Origin of the sequence: Maribacter sp. LLG6340-A2, assembly GCF_045057105.1 — a bacterium.
Taxonomy (GTDB): Bacteria; Bacteroidota; Bacteroidia; order Flavobacteriales; family Flavobacteriaceae; genus Maribacter.
The window spans coordinates 2,492,349-2,514,011 of record NZ_CP159332.1; the positions used below are offsets into that span (position 1 = coordinate 2,492,349).

At 38.1% G+C, this 21,663-nt stretch carries 19 protein-coding genes; 15 read left to right on the plus strand and 4 right to left on the minus strand.

The window, feature by feature from the left end; translation table 11 throughout:
- Positions 1-43: 43 nt before the first annotated feature.
- The 11 genes from ABVM52_RS10445 (at position 44) to ABVM52_RS10495 (ending at position 13,649) form a co-directional block, all read left to right on the plus strand.
- A complete protein-coding gene (locus tag ABVM52_RS10445) occupies positions 44-2,137 on the plus strand; it encodes a family 16 glycosylhydrolase (protein WP_405380230.1) in 2,094 nt (697 codons plus the stop codon).
- Positions 2,138-2,454: 317 nt separating this feature from the next.
- Positions 2,455-3,885, plus strand: a complete 1,431-nt coding sequence (locus ABVM52_RS10450; protein ID WP_405380232.1) for a nucleoside hydrolase-like domain-containing protein — start codon at positions 2,455-2,457, stop codon at positions 3,883-3,885.
- 83 nt (positions 3,886-3,968) lie between these two features.
- Positions 3,969-4,736, plus strand: a complete 768-nt coding sequence (locus tag ABVM52_RS10455) for a DeoR/GlpR family DNA-binding transcription regulator (protein ID WP_405380234.1) — start codon at positions 3,969-3,971, stop codon at positions 4,734-4,736.
- A gap of 26 nt (positions 4,737-4,762) precedes the next feature.
- The gene (locus ABVM52_RS10460; RefSeq protein WP_405380236.1) at positions 4,763-6,184 is read left to right on the plus strand and encodes an L-fucose/L-arabinose isomerase family protein; all 1,422 of its coding nucleotides are present in this window, start codon (positions 4,763-4,765) and stop codon (positions 6,182-6,184) included.
- 37 nt (positions 6,185-6,221) lie between these two features.
- A complete protein-coding gene (locus ABVM52_RS10465; RefSeq protein ID WP_405380238.1) occupies positions 6,222-7,046 on the plus strand; it encodes a transketolase in 825 nt (274 codons plus the stop codon).
- Between the two features lie 6 nt (positions 7,047-7,052).
- Positions 7,053-8,030, plus strand: coding sequence for a transketolase family protein (locus ABVM52_RS10470; protein WP_405380242.1), 978 nt, complete (start codon positions 7,053-7,055; stop codon positions 8,028-8,030).
- Positions 8,031-8,034: 4 nt separating this feature from the next.
- Positions 8,035-8,994, plus strand: coding sequence for a D-ribose ABC transporter substrate-binding protein (locus tag ABVM52_RS10475; protein WP_405380244.1), 960 nt, complete (start codon positions 8,035-8,037; stop codon positions 8,992-8,994).
- Position 8,995: 1 nt separating this feature from the next.
- Positions 8,996-9,616 (plus strand): DUF2291 family protein, encoded by a 621-nt coding sequence (locus ABVM52_RS10480; protein WP_405380246.1) that lies wholly within the window; start codon positions 8,996-8,998, stop codon positions 9,614-9,616.
- A 3-nt stretch (positions 9,617-9,619) separates the two neighbouring features.
- The gene (locus ABVM52_RS10485) at positions 9,620-11,137 is read left to right on the plus strand and encodes a sugar ABC transporter ATP-binding protein (protein WP_405380248.1); all 1,518 of its coding nucleotides are present in this window, start codon (positions 9,620-9,622) and stop codon (positions 11,135-11,137) included.
- A 5-nt stretch (positions 11,138-11,142) separates the two neighbouring features.
- The gene (locus ABVM52_RS10490; protein WP_405380250.1) at positions 11,143-12,111 is read left to right on the plus strand and encodes an ABC transporter permease; all 969 of its coding nucleotides are present in this window, start codon (positions 11,143-11,145) and stop codon (positions 12,109-12,111) included.
- Between the two features lie 38 nt (positions 12,112-12,149).
- Positions 12,150-13,649 (plus strand): FGGY family carbohydrate kinase, encoded by a 1,500-nt coding sequence (locus tag ABVM52_RS10495; protein WP_405380252.1) that lies wholly within the window; start codon positions 12,150-12,152, stop codon positions 13,647-13,649.
- Positions 13,650-14,388: 739 nt separating this feature from the next.
- On the opposite strand, the gene ABVM52_RS10500 is transcribed toward ABVM52_RS10495, so the two are convergent.
- Together ABVM52_RS10500 and ABVM52_RS10505 are read right to left on the minus strand one after the other, a co-directional pair.
- Positions 14,389-14,517 carry a hypothetical protein gene (locus ABVM52_RS10500; RefSeq protein ID WP_405380254.1) on the minus strand — a complete coding sequence of 43 codons (129 nt, stop codon included), beginning with the start codon at positions 14,515-14,517 and terminating at the stop codon, positions 14,389-14,391.
- Positions 14,518-14,656: 139 nt separating this feature from the next.
- The gene (locus ABVM52_RS10505; protein ID WP_405380256.1) at positions 14,657-15,922 is read right to left on the minus strand and encodes a 3-deoxy-D-manno-octulosonic acid transferase; all 1,266 of its coding nucleotides are present in this window, start codon (positions 15,920-15,922) and stop codon (positions 14,657-14,659) included.
- Positions 15,923-16,012: 90 nt separating this feature from the next.
- On the opposite strand from ABVM52_RS10505, the gene ABVM52_RS10510 reads away from it, so the two are divergent.
- The 4 genes from ABVM52_RS10510 (at position 16,013) to ABVM52_RS10525 (ending at position 19,953) form a co-directional block, all read left to right on the plus strand.
- Positions 16,013-17,167, plus strand: coding sequence for a DegT/DnrJ/EryC1/StrS family aminotransferase (locus ABVM52_RS10510; protein WP_405380258.1), 1,155 nt, complete (start codon positions 16,013-16,015; stop codon positions 17,165-17,167).
- Between the two features lie 43 nt (positions 17,168-17,210).
- The gene (gene galE, locus ABVM52_RS10515) at positions 17,211-18,227 is read left to right on the plus strand and encodes a UDP-glucose 4-epimerase GalE (RefSeq protein WP_405380260.1); all 1,017 of its coding nucleotides are present in this window, start codon (positions 17,211-17,213) and stop codon (positions 18,225-18,227) included.
- A gap of 76 nt (positions 18,228-18,303) precedes the next feature.
- On the plus strand, positions 18,304-19,575 hold the full coding sequence (locus ABVM52_RS10520) for an amidohydrolase family protein (RefSeq protein ID WP_405380262.1): 1,272 nt from the start codon (positions 18,304-18,306) through the stop codon (positions 19,573-19,575).
- A 24-nt stretch (positions 19,576-19,599) separates the two neighbouring features.
- Entirely contained in the window at positions 19,600-19,953 is a 354-nt protein-coding gene (locus ABVM52_RS10525; protein ID WP_405380264.1) for a hypothetical protein, read from the plus strand.
- A gap of 29 nt (positions 19,954-19,982) precedes the next feature.
- Here the strand turns inward: ABVM52_RS10525 and ABVM52_RS10530 are convergent, their stop codons facing one another.
- Complete coding sequence (locus ABVM52_RS10530; protein WP_405380266.1) at positions 19,983-21,086, minus strand: acyltransferase family protein; 1,104 nt, start codon at positions 21,084-21,086, stop codon at positions 19,983-19,985.
- 38 nt (positions 21,087-21,124) lie between these two features.
- Positions 21,125-21,640 (minus strand): alpha-ketoglutarate decarboxylase, encoded by a 516-nt coding sequence (locus tag ABVM52_RS10535; protein WP_405380268.1) that lies wholly within the window; start codon positions 21,638-21,640, stop codon positions 21,125-21,127.
- Between the last annotated feature and the right edge of the window lie 23 nt (positions 21,641-21,663).

Below are 21,663 nucleotides of genomic sequence, written 5' to 3' on the forward strand. Positions count from 1 at the left end.
TGTTGACTTTTACAAGTGAAAATTAACTCCTAAAAATTATTGTATGAAAAATTTAATGTACATGTTCGTGACATTACTCATGGTGTTTGTTAGTTGTGACGAAGATGATTCTTTTAATCCGGGACCCTTATCTAACTTAGCGGTCTCTTCTCAAGTAAGTGCTGATGGTTCAGGTATTGTAACATTTAAGCCAACGGCTACGGGCGCAAAATTATACACATATGATTTTGGTGATGGAACTACTGGTGAATCATTAACTGGTTTTATTTCCAAAACATACACCAATTCAGGTGAGAACACCTATACGGTTACCGTTACGGTAACCGGGTTTGATGGTACAACGTTAACAGAAACTCTACAGGTAACGGTAGATGTGCCGGCTATGAACTCTGAACTGGTCAACTTAATAACGGACGGTAGTTCCAAAACATGGTTTTTAGCTGCGGCTCAACCTGGTCATTTAGGCTTAGGTCCGGCCAGGGAAGGAATTGATGGGGACTGGTGGTATCCAAAATGGTATTCTGCCCAAGCTTTTGAAAAATGCGGAAGCGAAATTTCCGATTGTTTTTGCGATGATGAGTTAACTTTTTCGGTGGATAGTAGCGGTGAGGTAACTTATGTATTGGATAATAAGGGGCAAACGTTTTTCAATGTAGGACATAAAGATGTGGTAGGGGGAACAGCGGATGAAGATTATTGTTATGATTTTGATACTAGTGGCGAAAAAGAGGTTACTTTTTCTACTGTAGAGGGGAATGTCCCAGAAGGGGAAACAACTGGTATGCAAATGGAATTTTCAGATGGCGGCTTCATGAGTTATTATGTGGGTTCTTCAACCTACGAGATTTTATCCATCAGTGAAGATTTACTTTATGTAAGGACATATGATTCTATGAATCCTGATCTTGCATGGTACATTCGTTTTACTGCGGCACCATCTACAGGTGGCGGAGAGGAAAGTTTGGAGACCATGTACACCAATTTAGTTTGGTCAGATGAATTTGATATAGACGGAGCGCCAAATGCTGCAAATTGGACATTTGATCTTGGTGCTGGTGGCTGGGGCAATGGTGAAGCGCAAGAATATACAGATAGTGCGGACAATGTTATTGTTGAAGACGGAATACTAAAGATTACTGCACGTGGTACGGGCGGTAATGGGGGTGTTAAACATTATTATGATGACATTACTTTGGTTGCGGCCGGCGGAGAAACTTCTATAGTTGAAGATTTTGAGACTGCTGCACCCATATTTACTGATTTTGGCGGAGCTTCAACAGCGGTAATCGATAACCCTGATGCTTCTGGTGAGAATACTTCTACTACTGTTGCGGAATCTACAAAAAACAATGGTGCAGAGGTATGGGCAGGTTCGTTTTTTGATGTTGATGCAGCCTTGGATTTAAGCACCTATACTAGTATGGAAGTTAAAACATGGTCTCCGGCAATTGGGGCGGTTGTAAGATTAAAACTTGAAAACCAAGCTAATGCCGAAGAATTTTTTGAGGTCGATGCAACTACATCTGTTGCGGAAAGCTGGGAAACCTTGACCTTTGATCTTAGTGGTGCTCCGGCATTTACATATGATAGAGTGGTGTTGTTTTTTGATTTTGGCGTTAGTCCTACAGGAGGCGCTGCTTATACTTCAGCGCGTATTAAATCTGAAAATTTATTTGAGTTTACCTATGGTAGAGTGGAAATTAGGGCAAAATTGCCTTCATCTGGTGGTACATGGCCGGCATTGTGGGCATTGGGAGCTAATTTTGATGAGGTAGGATGGCCTGCTAGTGGTGAAATCGATATTATGGAACATGTTGGTAATAATGCAAATACCATTACTAGTGCTTTGCATTATCCCGGTAATTTTGGCGGCTCGGCAGTAGTTGGGGCTACTTCGGTTCCAACGGCTACAACAGAATTTCATAATTATACCGTTGAGTGGAGTCCTGATAATATAAAATTTGTAGTTGATGGGGAGTTGATACACAACACTTTTGTGAATTCAGAAAGTACACCATTTAATAGTGATTTCTTTCTAATAATGAACATTGCTATGGGGGGTACTCTTGGTGGAGCAATAGATCCGGCCTTTACGGAAGATACCATGGAGGTTGACTATGTAAGAGTTTATCAATAGGGTTAGTTAGGTTTAAGTTCAGAAAAGTCATTGATTAATTTCAATGGCTTTTTTTATGTTTAATTATTATCTAAATAGCCCCATTGTTCCTATGTTAAAAGTTGATAAGTGTTATGAGCATTTCCTTGACAAATAATGAAATCATTAGGTCTAAATGTTTTAAGATTATTATTAAAACAACTGTTATATAGAAAATAAAAGAAAAAAAACGAAAAAAATAGTAAAAATTTTAAATCTAAATTAATACATTCGTCTATCGTTAGACATGATTTTCAGTTCTGCAAGGGGGTAGGTGTCTATCGATAAAAGAATGTATTATGAAACATTATAATTACAAAAGTTTATTTTTATTTGGATGTCTACTTGTGCTGGGACTTGCTTTAAAAGCTCAGGATGCTGATCAAAAACATAGGGTTTTGGTTCTTACCGATATAGAGAACGAACCGGATGACGCTATGTCTCTCGTACGGTTTTTAACCTATTCCAATCAGTGGGATGTGGAGGGTTTGGTGGCTACCACCTCGGTACATCAAAAAAATGAAATAGCAACATGGCGTATTTTTGAAATACTGGAAGCATATGCTAAGGTTAGACCTAACCTTATATTGCATGAGCCTGGTTATCCTGAAGTTGAGGATTTGCGATTGGTTGTAAAGGAAGGTCGTGCAGATTATGGTATGAACGCTGTTGGTGAGGGGATGGATTCCGAAGGGTCGGAATGGATTATAAATGTTGTAGATCAAGAGGATGAAAGACCTGTTTGGGTGCAAGTTTGGGGCGGACCCAATTGCTTGGCGCAAGCTTTATGGAAGGTAAAGAATACACGTACAGAGGCGGAACTTAATAAGTTTGTGTCAAAAATAAGGGTGTATACCATTTCTGATCAGGATGATAGTGGACCTTGGTTACGAAAGACTTTTCCAAATTTATTTTATATCGCTAGTCCAGGTTTTCATGCGTATGGTGGCTATCATCATGCTACATGGACAGGTATTAGTGGAGATAAATTTCATGGTCGATTTGCTGGTGCGAATTTTGAAATTGTGGACAATCCCTGGTTAGATAAGCATATTCGTAGTAAAGGTCCCTTAGGTGCCGAGTACCCTCATATGGATTATTTGATGGAAGGGGATTCCCCTAGTTTTATGTACCTTATAAATAATGGCCTCGGCAATCCGGACCATCCTAATTGGGGCAGCTGGGGCGGTCGTTATGAACTGTATCGCCCTAGAACCGAAAAATGGTTTTTGGAACCTGAAACCAGGCCTTTGTGGAACAATGCCCAAGATGAAGTCAAAGGAAATGATGGCAGTTGGCACACCAATAACAAGGCAACGATATGGCGGTGGAGAGAGGCCTACCAAAATGATTTCGTTGCCAGAATGGATTGGACTATAAAACCGTATAAAGAGGCTAATCACCCTCCGGTCGTAGAAGTGGATAACGAAAAAACCATAACCGCCAAGGTTGGGGACCGTATTGATTTAAATGCTGAAAATTCAACAGATCCAGATGGGGATAAATTAACATTCCGTTGGTTCTATTATGGAGAGCCGGGCTCATTCACAAAATCATCGGGGAGGACCGCAGAGCCGGTGAAGATAGAAAATGCCAACAGTGCCAAGGCTTATTTGGTAGTTCCAAAAGGAGCCCGTTTGGGAACAATGCATATAATTTTAGAGGTAACGGATCAAGGGACTCCGGCTCTTACAAGATATGAGCGTATCATTATTAATGTGGAATCATAGCAGTGCTGTATTCTCTAGCTAAGATGTGGAACTTAAGCAGGTAGATTTGTTTATTTTTATGAAAATTTACTATTTATTAGAATATGGCATATTTACCCAATAAGAGAAGAGAGAAAATAATTGAATTTTTAAATGAGGATGGCTCTGCCAAAGTAGTGGACTTGGCTAAATTATTTAAGGTAACTGAGGTTACTATTCGCCAAGATTTGGAAAAGTTAGAAGCACAAGGCCTTATCATTAGGGAACATGGTGGTGCTTTTTTAAAAAACATGGGGGATCAGGTGCGTAATTTTTCTTTGGTCAATCAAGAGCATATGGACTTGAAGGAAACCATAGCCCAAAAATGTCTTGAATTCATTGAAAGTGGCGATACCATTATTTTAGATTCTGGGAGTACCACAACAGAAATAGCAAAAAAGCTGGTGGGTTTTAAAAACCTTACTGTTATAACAAACGCGCTAAATATAGCATTGATGTTAGGTACGGAACCGGATATTGAGGTCATTATGACGGGTGGGGAATTTAAGCCGCCAACGCTTTCGTTAACGGGTCAGAAGGCTGCGGATTTTTTTAAGGGATTAAATGTACAGAAACTGTTTTTGGCTACCGCTGGTATTTCTTTAAAAGCCGGGCTGACCTACCCGAGTATAAGCGATTTAATTGTAAAGAAGGCCATGATAGATGCTGCCGATATTACCTATTTGGTAGCGGATAGCACTAAAATTGGTAAAAGCGCACTTGCTAGTTTGGGCGCACTTTCTTTAATAGATTTTATCATTACGGATTCAGGAATGGAGGATAAGGATAAGGAAGTATTCAAGGATAATGAAATAGAAGTGATTTTGGCATGAATGGCCTAATTCTAATTAGTAAATAAATGAAAAACAAAGAGTCTAAGTTGAGTATTGGTGTAATTATTGGTAACCGTGATTTTTTCCCGGATAGTTTAGTGGAAAAGGCCCGGACCGAAATCATTGAGGTTTTTTCAAATCTGAGGTTAAACCCTATTCTCTTAGGTAGTTCAGACACCAAACTTGGCGGGGTTGAAACTTTTAAAGAAGCACAAAAATGCGCTGAACTTTTTAGAAAACATGCTGATGAAATTGTTGGTGTACTGGTGTTGTTGCCAAATTTTGGAGATGAGAAAGGTGTTGCGGATACCTTAAAACTTGCAAATTTAAATGTACCGGTCTTGGTGCAGGCATACCCAGATGAGTTGACTAAAATGAATGTAGTCAACCGTAGGGATTCATGGTGCGGTAAAATTTCGGTGTGTAACAACCTGTATCAATATGGAATTAAGTATTCATTGACCAGTCAACATGTTTCCTTTCCTTCAGATGCTGCATTTCAACAAGATTTGAAGGATTTTGCCGCAGTTTGTAGGGTAGTAAAAGGGTTAAGGAATATCAGAATTGGAGCGGTGGGAGCAAGACCTGGTGCTTTTAATACAGTGCGGTATTCAGAGAAAATATTGCAGAGAAATGGCATAACGGTAACTACGGTAGACTTGTCCGAAATTCTTGGTAAGGCTAATAAGCTTACCTTGAATGATGCTGCTGTAAAACAGCATTTAGAAGCAATAAATGCCTATGTTCCACAAGGAAAAACCCCTAATGAGGCTATGCTCCAAATTGCAAAATTAGATGTGGTCCTTAAAGAATTTATGGAAGAATATGCATTGGACGCAACTGCTATACAATGCTGGACATCGCTTCAGCAAAATTATGGCTGCAATGTGTGTACAAGCATGAGTATCATGTCAGAAAACATGTTGCCATCGGCCTGTGAGGTAGATGTAACGGGTACCTTGACCATGTATGCCATGCAATTGGCTTCCGGCTCTCCCAGTGCATTGGTAGATTGGAACAATAATTATGCAGATGATCCTAATAAATGTGTATTGTTCCATTGTGGAAATTGGGCTAAGTCATTCTTGCCGGATATTAAAATGGATACTGCCCCAATATTGGGGACATCGGTTGGTGTAGAGAATACCTACGGGGCACTGGATGGTAGAACACCGGCCAACCCGCTTACCTATGGTAGAATAAGTACAGATGATCCTAAAGGATTAATAAAGGTTTACCTAGGGGAAGGTGAATTAACGGATGATCCATTAAATACTTTTGGAAATAGGGCAGTGGCCCAAATTCCAGATTTACAAGATTTAATGAAGTATGTATGTAAAAACGGATTTGAGCATCATGTGGTAATGAATGCATCAAAAACGGGTGCCATTCTTGAAGAGGCTTTAGGTAATTATATGGGGTGGGAGGTATATAATCACACCTCATAAAATAAGATGTAGTTGACGAAAACATGAATCATTTATCATGACGGATAGGGAACTCAAATTAAAATCGGTAACACTTAGAAGAAATCTTCTAAAGTATATCTATAATGCAAAAGCGGGCCATACCGGCGGTAGTTTGTCTTGTATAGATATTTTAAATGTGCTTTATAATAGTGTTTTAAAGGTTGATCCAAAGGATTTTAGTAATCCAAATAGAGATCGTTACATTCAAAGTAAAGGACATTGTGTAGAGGCACTTTTTGCGACACTGGCCGATCGTGGGTTCTTTCCTGAAACGGATTTGGAGACATTATGTGCATATCAATCTCATTATATAGGTCATCCAACCAAAAAAGTTCATGGGGTAGAGCAAAATACAGGGGCGTTAGGCCACGGATTACCTATTTGCGTTGGTGAGGCCATTGCGGCAAAATTGGATAATAAAACCCATAGGATATTTACGCTTTTAGGTGATGGCGAGTTGCCGGAAGGTTCTAATTGGGAAGCATTTTTGGCCGCATCACATTATAAATTGGATAATCTGTACGCCATTCTTGATAACAACAAACAACAGATTACCGGTGCAAATAATGAGGTGATGAACACAGATTCTATCCGTGAAAAATTAGAAACTTTTGGTTGGGCGGTCAAAGAGGTAGATGGTCATAACGTTAAGGAGTTAAAGGAAGTTTTGAACAATGGCGCATTTGAAAAGGGCAAACCTAATTTTATTATTGCGCACACCGTAAAAGGTAAAGGAATAAGTTATATGGAAGGTGTCTTAAAATGGCATCATGGGGTGCCTAGCCAAGAGCAGTATGCATTGGCACAGCAAGAATTAAAAAAGGCAGAAGCGTTAATCTAGGATACTATGGAACTGGATAAAATTGAGGATAAACATTTAAAGCCCGGGAAAGCCAATCAAGTGGTTTTTGCCGAGACGCTTGAGGAATTGGCTGCAGTAGATAAGAATATTGTTGTGGTAACCAGCGACTCTAGAGGTTCTGGTAAATTGGTTCCTTTTGGGGAAAAATATCCAAAACAGATTGTTGAGGTGGGCATTGCGGAGCAAAATTTGGTAGGGGTAGCGGCAGGTTTGGCTTCTGCAGGTAAAAAAACATTTGCTGTTTCCCCGGCATGTTTTTTAAGTGCTAGGGCTTTGGAGCAGATTAAGAATGATGTGGCATATTCGGACAATCCCGTAAAGTTGGTAGGTATTAGCGCAGGGGTAAGTTATGGCGCGCTTGGAACAACACATCATAGTCTTCATGATTTTGCAGCGTTGAGGGCCATAAATAATATTACCATTGTAGCGCCGGCCGATAATTTTGAGGCGGAGCAAACTGTTCGTAAAGCCATAAATTTTGGTAAACCGGTTTATATACGATTGGGGAAAAAGAACATGCCTTTCTTGAATGAAAAGAATAGGGATTTTGAATTTGGTAAGGGACGTATAGTTAGAAAAGGAAAGGACGTAACGATTATTGCTACCGGTGAGACTGTATACCCTGCTTGGTTGGCAGCTCAACAATTGCAAGAAAAAGAAGGTATAACTGCAACTGTAGTTAGTATGCATACCATAAAACCTTTAGATGTAAATCTATTGGCTGAACTGGCTGCAAATGGTAAGCCAATATTAACTGTAGAAGAGCATATGGTTCATGGAGGTCTTGGTGAAGCTTGTGCCGGTTACCTTTTTCAAAATGGTTTTCGTAATACTTTTGCGATTATTGGTATACCGGACGAGTATACGGTAACCGGTTCTCAGTTAGAAATATTTAATCATTATGGTATTTATGAAGAGGGTATATATGCCAAGGCCAAAGAAATGATCTTTCAAAAACAATAATGATATGAATAGGCAACTTTCTGTTAGAATATTAAAAAGTACCATGCTTGTGGCTATACTTTTTGTTATCGTTGGTTGCAACCGTAACAACGGCAATTCACCAAAAAAAATGGCTGTTGTAGTTTCAACATTAAATAACCCATGGTTTGTAGTTTTGGGTGAATCCGCTGCCGAAAGGGCAAGGGAGCTTGGTTATGAAACAACCATTTTTGACTCGCAGAACAATACGGCAAAAGAGGCCGAACATTTTGAAAACTTAATTGCTGCGGGCTATAGTGCAATTCTGTTTAATCCTACTGATGCTGAAGGGTCCGTCAGTAATGTCAATAGGGCTAAGAAAGCTGGAATTCCAACTTTTTGTATGGACCGGGAAGTTAATTCTTTGGAGGGACCGGTAACCCAAATTATATCGGATAATTTTTCGGGATGTGTGGAGTTAGGTCAATATTTTGTGCGTCAATTGAACAAAAAAGGAAAATATGTAGAACTATTGGGATTGGTAGGGGATAATAATACTTGGAACCGATCTAAGGGTTTTCATAGTGTCGTAGACCATTTTCCAAATTTGGAAATGGTAGCACAACAAAGCGCGGATTTTGATAGGAGCAAGGCAATGGAGGTATTAGAGTCGGTGATGCAGTCGCACCCGGATATTGATGCGGTTTTTTGTGGAAATGATGCTATGGCAATGGGCGCATACCAAGCATTGGTATCTGCAGGAAGAGCCGATAGTGTAATGGTATTTGGTTTTGACGGTGCCCAAGATGTCATGAATGCCATTAAACAGAAGAAAATTAAAGCTACGGCGCTACAGTCTCCAAAATTTATTGCCCAGACTGCTGCGGAATTGGCGGACAAGTACTTACAAGGGGAACGTGATATGGATAGAAAAATGCCAATAGCGGTAGAAGTCGTTACCCAAGAAAACATAAGTGAATTTGAAACTTATGCAAGCGAAAATTAAAATGAAAAAGCCTATCAAACGTATTGTAATCACCGTGATTATTGTCTTAGCTGGGTATAATGCGGTGTTTTTTGAACCTCTGGACAAGAAAAATGCTGCTGCGAATGTGGGTGTTTTTGATCCTATTCAGTTTGTTGATTCATTTATGGAAGCAGAAGTAAAGAATGTATCGGCAACGGAGGCCAATGAACTAATAGCTTCCTTAACATTGGATTTAGTGAGGGTGAGCACAGAAAAGGGCCGAAAAATGGGAGTTAGTAACGATTATTACTTTATGGTTGAAGGTAATGGCGTTGTTCAAGCTATTGAAGAAGAAAATGTACTTCTTTCATTAATTGGGAGCGATAATAATGAGATTAGGATTGCTACGGATTTTATCTTCGGGAATACCATACGAGAGGCTACTGCTATTGCGAATATTGGCGATTTTCAAAATACTATGGATTTTAATACTATTTCCGTTGCATTAAATGATAAAGTTAGGACCACTATTGTACCACCATTTATCAAGAATGTAAAAGTAAATGACTCGGTTTATTTTAAAGGAGGTATAAAGGTAAATACTAAAAACCCTACAATTGAAGATCTTAGGGTTATCCCTTTAATTCTTAACATTCAATAAGAAGTGAAGGAGGATGGCATTATATTAAAAGCGGTCAATATCACCAAGAAATTTGTTGGTGTAACCGCTCTTGATAATGTTTCCATCAATATATTTAAAGGTAAGGTCAATGTTATCGTTGGTGAGAACGGCGCCGGAAAATCTACCCTGATGAAAATATTATCTGGTGTTTATCCAGATTATGGGGGAACATTGCTGCTTCAGGGAGAACCGGTTAATTTTTCTAATCCCAAGGATGCAATGTCCAAAGGTATAGCGATCATTCATCAAGAATTGAACTTAATTCCATATTTAAGTATTTCTGCCAATATATTTTTAGGGCGTGAACTGGTGGATTCATTTGGTATGCTTGACTTTAAAAAAATGAATGCCATTACCAAACGGTTATTAGAGCGTGTTGAGTGTCATGTTCCTGCAACTACGTTGGTTTCCAAATTAAGGGTTGGCCAACAACAACAGGTAGAGATGGCAAAAGCATTGTTGGATGAGGCCAAAGTAGTCATTATGGATGAGCCTACTTCTGCCATAACCGATGCCGAGGTAGAAGTGCTTTTTAGAATTATTGCTTCATTAAAAAAACAAGAGGTATCTATCGTGTACATATCTCACAAGTTAGATGAACTATTTCAAATCGCAGACCGGTTTATAGGTCTAAGGGATGGTAAAATGGTAGGTACAATAGAGGATAGTGGTAACGCTACCAAGGATGACCTGATTAGGCTAATGGTGGGCAGGGATATTAATAATCTGTACACAAAAGATGAACAGCCTTTGGGAAATGAAGTTTTTAGGGTAGAAGGTATTTCTCTTCCACACCCAACCAATAAGTCCCAGTTTTTGGTAAACAATGTTAGTTTCTCATTAAAAAAGGGAGAGGTTTTGGGCATATTTGGACTTATGGGGGCCGGAAGAACAGAACTGTTGGAAACCCTTTTTGGTTTGCATAACGAGCTAATGAGTGGTACTATTTTTATAGAGGGTAAAAAAGTTGAAATACGCTCTGTAAAAGATGCGGTGGTAAATGGTATGGGATTAGTGCCGGAGGACAGAAAAAAAGACGGTTTGGTATTGTCAATGCCCGTTTATAAAAATGTTAGCATGGCAAACCTGGATCAAGTAATGGACAATGGTTTTCTAAATAACAAATTAGAAAGCGGTCTGGCAAAACAATACATAGCAGATCTTAAAATAAAAACACCATCGCAAAATGAACGTTGTAAAAATTTAAGCGGGGGCAATCAACAAAAGGTAGTCTTGTCCAAATGGTTGGCCACTACACCCAAAATACTTTTTCTTGATGAACCTACCAGAGGTATAGATGTTCATGCCAAAAATGAAATCTACCATTGGATCAATACGTTTGCCAAAAGAGGGTTAGGTGTTTTGGTGGTGTCATCGGAACTACCTGAAATCTTGGCAATATGTGATCGCATAATTGTTATGGGGAGGTCAAGGATAACTGGAGAATTTAATAAAAAAGATGCTACGGAAGATACCATTATGAACGCTGCAATTTCATGACAAAAATGAATATTAAAACAACCTTGATAAAATTCCAATCCATCATTGCCTTATTGGTACTGTGTATTGTATTGACGTTTATGTCAGATAAATTTTTAACCCCGGAAAATGGATGGAATATCATGCGTCAGATTTCAGTGAACGTATGTATTTCAATAGGTATGACATTAGTTATTCTCACTAGGGGAATTGATTTGTCGGTTGGTTCTATTTTGGCCTTTAGCGGCGCAGTGGCAGCAGGCTTGTTAAAATATGGTATAGATGTTCCATCCTTGAATTTATTTATCGGTTTTACCGTATTTGGAGCCATTTTGGGCGGCTTGTTCGTAGGCGGTGGCTTAGGTGTGTTCAATGGCTGGATGATTACAAAATTTAATGTTCCTCCTTTTGTAGCTACTTTGGCAATGCTTACCATAGCCAGGGGGGCTACCATGTTGTGGACCGGAGGTTTTCCTATAACGGGTTTAGGTGCAAACTTTGCATTTATTGGTACGGGCTGGTTTTTGGGAATACCCATGCCAGTTTGGATAACGGCCGTGCTGGTCATTTTGGCCGTTATTGTAACCAATAAAACTAAATTTGGTAGGTATGTGTATGCTATTGGGGGCAATGAAAGTGCAGCACGTTTGTCTGGGCTGCCAATAACCAAAATAAAAATTTGGGTGTACACTATTGCAGGTATTTTAGCGGCCGTTGGTGGCATTATACTAACATCACGTTTAGATTCTGCACAGCCCAATGCCGGTTTTAGCTATGAATTAGATTCCATTGCGGCCGTAGTCATTGGCGGTACGTCATTATCAGGTGGTAGAGGGTCTATATTGGGAACGGTACAAGGAGCATTGATTATTGGAGTGCTTAACAGTGGTTTGGTATTGTTGAACGTATCTCCTTTTTGGCAACAGATCATTAAAGGTTTTGTCATCTTATTGGCGGTTATATTAGATCGCATTAACCACCCAAATGAAGATTAGTCTAAACAATAGTTAAAAAATATTTCTAAGCGAAATTTATGGCTACATCCTATATATTATCAATAGACCAAGGTACAAGTGGTACAAAAGCCATCATATTTGATACTGAAGGTAACATTGTAGCTAAAGCCTCGGAAGCTTTACGCTCCTATTACCCGTTTTCTGGTTTTGTAGAACAAGACCCAGATGAGATTTATCAAAATGTGATTAAGGCGGTTAAACATTGCTATGCTATTTTTTTGAAGGAATTAAAGGGTGAGGAGTATACGTTGCTGTCCTGTGGAATATCTAACCAACGAGAAACTTTTGTTCTCTGGGACAAAGCAGGAAAGCCTCTTTACAATGCGTTGGTTTGGCAATGTAAACGGTCTGTGGATATCTGTGAGAAGTTAAGGGTGCAAGGATTGGAAAATAGGGTGAATTCAAAAACCGGACTCACCATTGATCCTTATTTTTCCGCTACAAAAATAATGTGGCTGGCACAACAAAATGCGGCCATTGCAGAAGCAATGGGTAGGGGAGATGTATTTTTTGGTACAATTGATACGTGGTTGCTATTCAAACTTACAGGTCATAAAAATTATTATACGGACCATACAAATGCTTCTAGAACCTTATTGTATAATATTTATGACCTATCATGGGATTTGGAATTGTTGAAAGAATTAGGTTTGTCCAATTTAAAATTACCTGAGGTAAAGACATCCGCTTCCTCTTTTGGGAAATCTAATTTTAATGGGATTTTTGAAACTGAACTGCCCATAACAAGCTTAATTGGCGATTCTCATGCAGCTTTTTTTGGAGAGGAATGTTTTGAAAAAGGTATGGCCAAAGCAACTATGGGTACGGGATGCTCTATTTTGTGGAATACAGGAAATACACCGGAGAAACACGGTAACGGTATTCTTACCACAGCGGGTTATAGCTTGCCAGATAAACTACACTTTGCATTGGAAGGTGTAATTGTTAGTTGTGGTGCTACTTTGGAATGGTTGAAAAATCAACTGGAATTATTTACAGACCACAGGGAAATAGAGGCTTTGGCAACATCAGTTTCAAGTAATGAGGGAGTTTACCTTATTCCTGCTTTTAGTGGAATAGGGGCTCCACATTGGCAAAAGGATTGGAAAGCTTCTGTCCATGGGGTAACCTTTGGTACTACAAAAGCACATTTGGTGCGTGCAGCATTGGAATCCATAGCGTTTCAAATTAAAGATGTAATACATGCCATAGAACAGGAAACTGGGCAACCTCTTAGGGAGCTTAGGGTAGATGGTGGTATTACCGCAAACGGATTTTTAATGCAATTCTTGGCAAATTTATTGCAAACTCCCGTTACCAATGTGGGTATTACCGATATTTCTGCTAGGGGAGCAGCGCTAGTTGCAGGTTTGGGTGTTGGGTATTGGAAAGAACTTAGTGAACTGCCAAAGGCTAATTACGAGGGATATAAAAGTTACATCCCTGATGACTTAAGTTTAGATAGCCTAACGCCTTATCAATCATGGTTAAGATTACTGAATGATAAAAAGGAATAATACAACGGTACTATGAATTAATTGAACAACACATTGTAATCAAGATATGTAACTAAAAGTATAATTTTTTCTTAATTTAAAGTTAATAGGTGTGTTTTGGGATAATATAGCATATAAACTGGATAAATAAATTGATTTTTGGGTCGTAAAGGATGTAGACCTTTGTCCTGTATAATTGCTAAGAAATAAAATCATGAAAAATATAAAATTTTATCCCACGGTATGGCAAACAATGCCTTTCTCTTTAGATATGTTGGATATTTGGAAAAGAACGTCCAAGAAAAGAACAAAAACAAAAAATTAGTTCCCCCACCAATAATGTTATAAATGAAAAAGCCCCTAAATAGGGGCTTTTTTAATAGTAATTTTTTAACAATATGGGCTATGTGTTAAAAGGTTAAACAATCCCTATAAGGGCTAAAAATGATCCTACTGCAACTACAGCTAAAAAAGCGTTCATTGCAATGATAAGTACTGATAGATATGTATCTATCCCCGTTTTAAATGATAAATCGTTCATAACATTACCTACTTTAAAGTTATATCTTAAAGTTAGTCGATATTTCCAAATTTAAACGTAAAAATGTTGTAAAATCCTACAAAACCAATGTAAGGACTTACTTTTGTGTGGTGAGTTGAAATCAATTTGGTAGATAAACGCAAATATGAGACGTTATATCGACTTTTGGACTTAAGTTGTTCTTTAAATTTAATAAGAGCATCAGAATACCCGTATTAACTATAACAGCCCAAACCAAGCAGCCAATCCTGCTAGGGGTATTGCTATTAAAATACCTATTAAACAGGCAATCATTAATTTTAAAAAACCATTGAGCATTTTAACGCCCGCTGTAATATCTTGTTCCATGATCATAATATATAAGTTCTGTTCTCAAGATATGAATAAAGGGCTAAGTTGCTGTGGAATAGTATGATAAATCGACCAAAGATGAAAAATCATCTTTGTAAAGTAGTATTAGGACCAATTCTCCCTCACTAATATTTGTCTAAGAATTACCTGTACGAGATGTTGAAATTGGTAGTAAAGTATGTATCGCCGTCATAATTTTCTCAGTAGCCCCCTGTTCCCGTTTTATATATTCTTCATTAATATTACCCGTCTTCTTTCTTAATTCATCATCTTGAAAAAAATGATCCAAAAGAAATTTTAATTCTTGAAAATTATGTACGGGAAGAACTCCTTTGGCTTTTACTAAATGTTCCGCCTCTAAGAATCCATCATATTTTGGACCTATAATTACAGGTATGCCAAAAACAGCAGGCTCTAAGGTATTATGTAATCCTGTGGCAAAACCTCCACCAACATATGCTAGGTCAGCATAACTATAAATTTTTGTGAGTAAGCCAATGGTGTCTATTATAAGGACATCATAGTCTTGTAATGCACCCTTTTTTAATTCTGAATAGCAAAGCGCAGGCTTTTTAAGCCCCTGTTTAATTTCATTGATATGTGATGCTTTTACTGTATGTGGAGCAATTATGAATTTTATAGGTAACTGGTTTTGGTTGATATACGCAATAATTAATTTTTCGTCCTCTGGCCATGTACTGCCACCAATAAAACAAAATTTATCGGCAGTAAAGCTATCCATGAATGTTAAGCTATTGTCCTGTTGCAATATTTCTGTTACCCTGTCAAATCTTGTATCTCCGGTTTTAGTAACATTGGTATAACCAATAGAATTCAATAAGTTTTTGGAAGTTGTATTTTGAACAAAAAAATGGGAAAAATTAGAAAGTGCTTTGCGCATAAAAGACCCATACCATTTAAAATAGATATGTTGTTCTTTAAAAAGTGCCGATGCCAGTATGGTAGGTATTTGTTCTTTTTTTAATACGGATAGGTAATTGGGCCATATTTCATACTTAATGAAAATTGCCAAATCAGGATGTACTGCCTCAATGAATTTTATAGCATTACTTTTGGTATCCAACGGTAAATAACAAATAACGTCGGCAACCTTGCTTTCCTTTTTTACTTCATATCCTGAAGGGGAAAAAAAACTTAGAACCAACTTATGTTGAGGGTAATCTTTTTTTAATTGTTCTATGATCGGCAATCCCTGTTCAAATTCTCCCAAAGATGCCGTATGTACCCATATTGTGCGATCTGTAGTGGAAATTTTATTTTGGATATGCTCCAAACTTTTTTTGCGTCCGTTCACAAAAAGAGAAAGCTTTGAACTAAACTGTGCCGCTATGGTTAGAAAACCTGTAGCTATAATACCAATAAGATTGTAGAGAAAGGACAAACTATTACTTTTGCGCTAAATTACGCTTCTTTCGATAAAATTAGTATCGGCTGTTTCGTATTTTTGTAAGACTTCACCTAATTCCAAAGAATGAGAAAAATACAAATGGTGGACCTAAACGGTCAATACAAAGAGATTAAGGAGCAAGTTAATACGGCCATTGCCGAAATATTGGAAACATCGGCTTTTATCAACGGCCCAGAGGTTCATTCGTTTCAAAAAGAACTGGAAGATTATTTAAATGTAAAGCACGTTATACCTTGTGCCAATGGTACGGACGCCCTCCAAATTGCTATGATGGGGCTGGGACTAAAGCCAGGCGATGAAGTCATAACTGCAGATTTTACTTTTGCGGCTACTGTTGAAGTTATTGCACTCTTACAATTAACCCCTGTTTTGGTAGATGTTTATCCAGATACTTTCAATATTAATATAGAAGCAATAGAAAAGGCAATTACTCCTAAAACAAAAGCTATTGTACCTGTACATCTTTTTGGGCAATGTGCCAATATGGACGCAATAATGGCTTTGGCAAAAAAGCATGATTTATTCGTGATTGAGGATAATGCCCAGGCAATTGGTGCTAAATATTACGCTAATGACGGTACAAAACATATGGCGGGCAGTATAGGGCATGTAGGTGCTACCTCATTTTTTCCTTCTAAAAATTTAGGTTGTTATGGTGATGGTGGCGCAATTTTCACCAATGATGATGACTTGGCACATACTATAAGGGGAATTGTAAATCATGGAATGTATGAGCGGTACCATCATGATGTGGTGGGGGTTAACTCAAGATTAGATTCTATACAAGCAGCAGTACTGCGAGCCAAACTTCCAAAATTAGACGGGTATTGCGAGGCAAGAAGAAATGCGGCCCGTGCCTACTCCAAGGCGTTTGAAGGTCAAGAACATATTATTACACCAAAAACGGTAAACCAATGTTCCGGTATTTGTGATGTCTGTGAATGTCATGTGTTTCATCAATATACGTTAAGGATTACAAATGGTAAGAGAGATGAACTTGTTCAATATCTCAATAAGAATGAAATACCCTGTGGTGTTTATTATCCTATTCCCCTTCATAAGCAAAAGGCATATGAAGATGAGCGGTATAAGGAAGAAGATTTCCCGGTCACCAACCAATTGGTTACTGAGGTTATTTCCTTGCCAATGCACACAGAACTGGATAACGAGCAGATTAACCATATTACGGATATGGTTATCGGTTTTGTTAATGGTTAGAAATTAGGTTTTCTATTTTTGAATAACGCTGAAATTAAATCAAATGAAAATATTAGTCACGGGTGGATTAGGTTTTATTGGTTCACATACCGTAGTTGAACTTCAAAATAAGGGTTTTGAGGTTGTCATTATAGATGATTGTTCTAATTCTGATGAACAGGTTTTAAAAGGAATTACGGCAATTACAGGAAAAAAGCCAGAATTTGAAAAGATTGATTTAAAAGATAAAGATAAGGTTGAGGACTTCTTTAAAAGACACCAAGACGTTACTGGGGTCATACATTTTGCAGCGTCCAAAGCTGTGGGAGAAAGTGTGGAGAAACCCTTGTTATATTACGAAAATAATATCGGGACATTGGTCTATATATTAAAGGAATTGTGTAAAAAGAATAAGGCTAGCTTTATTTTTAGTTCCTCTTGTACGGTATATGGGCAAGCGGATAAAATGCCAATAACGGAAGATGCACCGGTAAAGACCGCAGAATCGCCCTATGGGAATACAAAACAAATGGGCGAGGAAATAATTGCTGATACCTGTAAGGTCACTCCAGGCCTAAATGCAATTGCGTTAAGGTATTTTAACCCTATGGGAGCACACCCAAGTGCTGAAATTGGCGAACTGCCAAAAGGTGTTCCTCAAAACCTTGTTCCTTTTATTACTCAAACCGGTATAGGGCTTAGAGATGAACTCTCTGTTTTTGGTGATGATTATCCTACCGAGGATGGTACGTGTATAAGGGATTATATCTACGTGGTGGATTTGGCGAAAGCGCATGTAGTGGCTTTGGAACGTCTTTTGGACGGAAAGAATACAGAAAATTATGAAGTTTTCAATGTTGGTACAGGTACTGGAAGTTCCGTATTGGAGGCAATACAGAGTTTTGAGCGCGTGTCTGGCAAAAAATTAAACTATAAGATTGTTGATAGGCGTCCTGGTGATATAACCACTGCCTATGCAGATACAACAAAAGCAAATGAAGTGTTAGGTTGGAAATCTGAATACACATTGGATGAGGCCATGAAATCTGCGTGGGTTTGGGAGCAGAAGATAAGGGATTGAATTTTACGATTTTTGCAATATAAATAAGGGGAAATATAGCTATATTTCCCCTTATTTAATTCATATCTCCCTGCTCATGAAAAACATTTTTACTTTTTTAGTACTAATTGCCGCTACCTTGGTCAATGCGCAAGATACCTATCTGCATTGTGGAAAAATTTTGGATATTGAATCGGGTAAGATATTAAAGGAAAGGACAATCATAGTATCCGGTAATAAAATAAAGGAAATAAAAAATGGGTTTGTAGAAGGGGCTACTTCGGATAATATTATCGATTTAAAAGCTAAAACCATTTTACCGGGTTTTATAGACATGCATGTTCATATAGAGAGTGAGTCTAGCCCTACCCGTTATTTGGAGAGGTTTACCAAGAATGAGGCAGATGTTGCCCTGCAGTCTACGGTCTATGCCAAAAGAACCTTAATGGCTGGATTTACCACGGTTAGGGATTTGGGTGGATCAGGGGTCAATATTTCGTTAAGGAATGCCATTAACAAAGGTGTAGTTGTAGGGCCCAGAATTTTTACTGCGGGCAAATCCTTGGCAACCACTGGTGGCCATGCCGACCCTACCAACGGTACACGTAATGATTTAATGGGGGATCCTGGGCCTAAAGAAGGTGTGGTAAATTCTCCTGAAGATGGTAGAAAAGCGGTGAGACAACGCTATAAGGATGGTGCGGATGTTATTAAAATTACGGCAACAGGTGGTGTGTTAAGTGTAGCAAAAAATGGTCAAAATCCTCAATTTACGATTGAGGAAATTAAGGCAATTACAGATACCGCAAAAGACTATGGAATGCTTACGGCTGCACACGCCCACGGAGATGAGGGTATGCAAAGGGCAATAAGAGGAGGTATAAAAACTATAGAACATGGTACCTTAATGTCAGAAGAAACCATGGGATTAATGGTTGAGTATGATGCCTATATGGTGCCAACGTTATCAGCCGGTAAAGAAGCGGCTAGATTAGCCGGAATTCCCAATTACTTACCTCCTGTAGTAGCTAAAAAAGCCTTGGAAATTGGTCCTAAGTTAGAGGCCACTTTTGCAAAAGCCTATGAGAAAGGGGTGAAAATTGCTTTTGGTACGGATTCCGGAGTTTCTCCACATGGAGATAATGCAAAGGAGTTTTTGTATATGGAAAAAGCAGGTATGCCAATTATTGAAGCATTAAGGTCTGCAACCATAACCAATGCTGCTCTTTTAGGTGAAAACCAATTAGGTTTGGTCAAGGAAGGATATATAGCGGATATTGTAGCTGTAGATGAAAATCCTCTTCAAAATGTGGAGACCCTTACAAATGTTGCTTTTGTGATGAAAGAGGGTGTGGTGTATAAAAAATAATGGTCAGGTTGCATATTGTCTTGAATGAGGATAGATGTAAATACTAGTTTGGAATTAATGCAATTGTCTCAAAAACAACTGTTGTTTGAGCAATTGGTCAAGCAGATTCAAAAAGATTTTGTTAGGGCAAATGTACCCTTGCATATACCATTAGATTTGGGTCCAAAGCCCGTTACAACCTTGCTGGTGGAAAAAATCTATTTTTTATTGATGGAGCGTTTTTCAGATTATCTTAATCTTTTATATATCATAGATGTTCCCGAGCAAGATTTTCAACATATTAAAATGACCGATACAGTGGAAGTAGCCAATACGGTAACTTTTTTGATTTTAAAGCGCGAATATCAAAAAGTATGGTACAAGAAATTATATGAATAAGTTTATCACAATTAGTTGAATAGACCAACTTATACCTTTATATAAATCTTTCTTTTATCCATAATATATCCTACTAACCAGCAGGTGAACATTATCCATAGGGCAAATAATAATGAACCAAAATAACCGCCGGCGGCAGCAATAAATAGGTTATCGGCAATCCAATGATAGGCTGTTGTACCGGTCATTTTTATTTCTGCTAAAGTGATAATAAAGAGTTCGGATAAAAGATATATGAATAGGGTGTTTCTTCCAAATACTTCAAAAAAGTAGGTCCATTTACCTGGTTTTTTCATATCTAGAAAATACATCAATATAGAAATGACCATGAGGTCTATACCGCATGTCAATAATACAAATGAACTGGACCAAAGTTTTTTGTTAAAGGGCATGATCAAGTCCCAAGCAAAACCTGCAACGATCAGTACGGCGGAGACCATAAGTAGCTTGGCTATCGTTTCAAAATTTTGGCCTTTATGTTGTATAAACTTGCCGGTTAAGTACCCTGCTGTTACATTAACAATAGCAGGTAGGGTACTGAGCAATCCTTCAGGGTCAAAAGCCACACCTCCATTGCCATGGTACATATGATTGGCTCCAATAAGTAACTTGTCCAACTTTAAAACGGCATTCCCCGTTAATGTCAAATCACCAAATGTCACCATTACTATGTTATAAATGATGAGAAAGATTGCACTAATGATTACGACAGTTTTTGTCTTAAAATAGTGTACTAGTAAAGAGGCGGCTAAATAGCATAGAGCAATACGTTGTAAAACACCAAAAATTCTAGTTTCCGCAATGGGTTTTAAATGTCCGTCTTCAAAGAAAGGAAACCAATACATGAGATATCCTAAAAGAAATATGATGGCGAATCGTTTAAAAATTTTTTTCAAAAAAGCAGCATTGCCTAAAGCCTCATATTTTTTCATACTAAAGCTCATGGCATTACCCACAACGAATAAAAAAGTTGGAAAAACAAGGTCGGTCAGGGTAAATCCGTTCCAAACGGCATGTTTTAAAATTCCGAAACTGGTATCTCCGTTTCCTGGAGAATTTACAATAATCATCAAGGCAACATCCATACCCCTAAATACATCTAAGGAAAGGTACCTGTTTTTTAATGTGCTCATTTAGTCTGGTTGGTTTGGTAGTAAAAGGTAGACAAAATTTAAAAATATACACGCACAAATGGCATTAATGCATTTGCGTATATACTTTTTTGGTCGTTGAACAATACATCATAGCGCAAGCCAATGGTTACATTGTATGTACTGTAACCAACACCAACAAAAAATGCTGGTAGCCAATAATTGTCAGATATGTTGCCAGAGGAAGTGGAGTAGGTACGGTTAATACGTAATTGCTCATATTCCGTAGAAAGTTGAATTTGTGGAATTGGGTTAAATAGCGAGAGAAGACTACCGCCATAAGCTAAAAACTTATTGTCGTTGAATTTGGAATAATTGAAGTTTAGACTTGTGCCCGCTGCCAATTGTTCGTTGAACTGATATATTGCACTGGGAGAAATAGACCCATTGAAGCCGTTATTGGTGAAACCTAGGCCTAGACCTCCGCCAAATCTTACATGGTTCCAAAAAGTGGCATCTTTACTTGGGTTTTGGCTAAAACATATATTTATAAAAAGTAAAAATATTCCCGTAAACAACAATTTTGACACCCTCATTGACAGATTTTGTTTTAAAGTTT